Origin of the sequence: Dokdonella immobilis, from assembly GCF_900115085.1 — a bacterium.
GTDB classification, from domain to species: Bacteria; Pseudomonadota; Gammaproteobacteria; order Xanthomonadales; family Rhodanobacteraceae; genus Dokdonella; species Dokdonella immobilis.
The window spans coordinates 1-1,405 of sequence record NZ_FOVF01000027.1 but is presented as its reverse complement, the minus strand read 5'-3'; the positions used below and the strand labels follow the sequence as shown (position 1 = coordinate 1,405).

At 59.1% G+C, this 1,405-nt stretch carries 2 protein-coding genes; both read right to left on the bottom strand.

Annotation, left to right across the window (positions count from 1 at the left end):
- Positions 1-304: 304 nt before the first annotated feature.
- Positions 305-790 (bottom strand): hypothetical protein, encoded by a 486-nt coding sequence (locus BM125_RS15300; protein ID WP_092409539.1) that lies wholly within the window; start codon positions 788-790, stop codon positions 305-307.
- Between the two features lie 316 nt (positions 791-1,106).
- The coding region (locus BM125_RS15295) for an IS3 family transposase (protein ID WP_139225046.1) at positions 1,107-1,405 on the bottom strand (299 nt) is incomplete at its 5' end.

The window sequence follows — 1,405 nt, the reverse complement described above, 5'->3', positions numbered from 1 at the left end:
ACGCAACCCCGTAGGAGCGGCTTCAGCCGCGATGCCCTTCGCCACGCAACGACACACCCGATCAAGAGCATCGCGCCTGAAGGCGCTCCTACAAGAAAGCCGACGATACGGCCGAACCCGCCAGTTGCCAGGATTCCTACCCGCTCGTGAATCGTCGACGCGCAAAAGTCCCGCACAGGCCAGCGCACAAGTTCAAATTACCGTCGTCTCTGCGCAGGCAGAGACCCAGCGCCTTTCCACGCCAGGCCACCGTGGCGCCGGCCCGGGCAATGGTGAGGACCGTACTTGCACCGACCGAAATCGATCAGCTGCCAGCCTTCAACATGTCCGTCTTGAAGTTGACATCGATCTGCATCGAAGTGCCCGATCCTCCCAGATGCAGCTTTCCCTCGATCGGCGCATTGCCGCCGCCCGAAACCGTGGCGTCGAGGCCGAACTTTTGTGAAGCGAAATACTGGGTCTCATCGCCTGCCTTGTGGGCGTTGACGCTGACATGCTTGCCCTCGATGAAGACCGCCACCCATGCCACCGCAGCAATGGCCTTGTCATTGATCAGGTCGAAATAGGGATCAGGGGACGCGAGTTCAGAGGAAAGGTCGACAGGGCCTTCAGTCAACAGGACCAATGTGGTTGGTTTCCCGCCGCCAGTATCCTCGAGGAATGCATTGGCCACGTTCATTGAAAACTTGCTGCCGCCCAGCGTGACCTGGCCTTGCGCTTCACCAGCGCAAGCGCGCGCAGAAGCGGTCAGTGCGAACAGGGCGATGAGGATGAACCGCGTAGCATTCATGTGTGACCTCCAGTTCGAGCGTTCAACAGGGCGGCTCACCGCGGTTGGATCGCGTGTGCCTGAACGTACGGACGGAAAATCGAGTGGGCGAGGATCACGCCGGGTGGCGAATACTCGCAGTAGCGGTCACACGGTCGGAGTCAGCCATGGTCCATTGTCGATATTGGCAGGGTTGGCACAAGCAGTTCGCCATGCACGTCGTGACCCCTGTCCTACCCATTCATCGTCGCCCAGATGCATGCCAATCCGCCTTCGCAGCATTTAGCGGAATAGGGTACGAAGGTAGACGTGGACTACCCCCGATTTCTCGGACGGGTTAATTAGGCGACACCGCCATCTTCTCGAACTGCTCCGGTGATTGGTAGCCGAGAGCGCTGTGTAGCCTCTGTCGGTTGTAGAACACCTCGATATAGTCGAATACTTTGCTGCGCGCCTGGTCGCGGTCGACGAAGCGCTCGTGGTGCGTGAGCTCCTGTTTCAGCGAACTGAAGAAGCTCTCCATCACGGCATTGTCGTAGGGCATACCCTTGCGACTCATGCTGGCGATCATCCCGGCATCGGACAATTGTTGCTGGTAGGCCTTGCTGGTGTATTGCACGCCTTGATCGCTGTGGT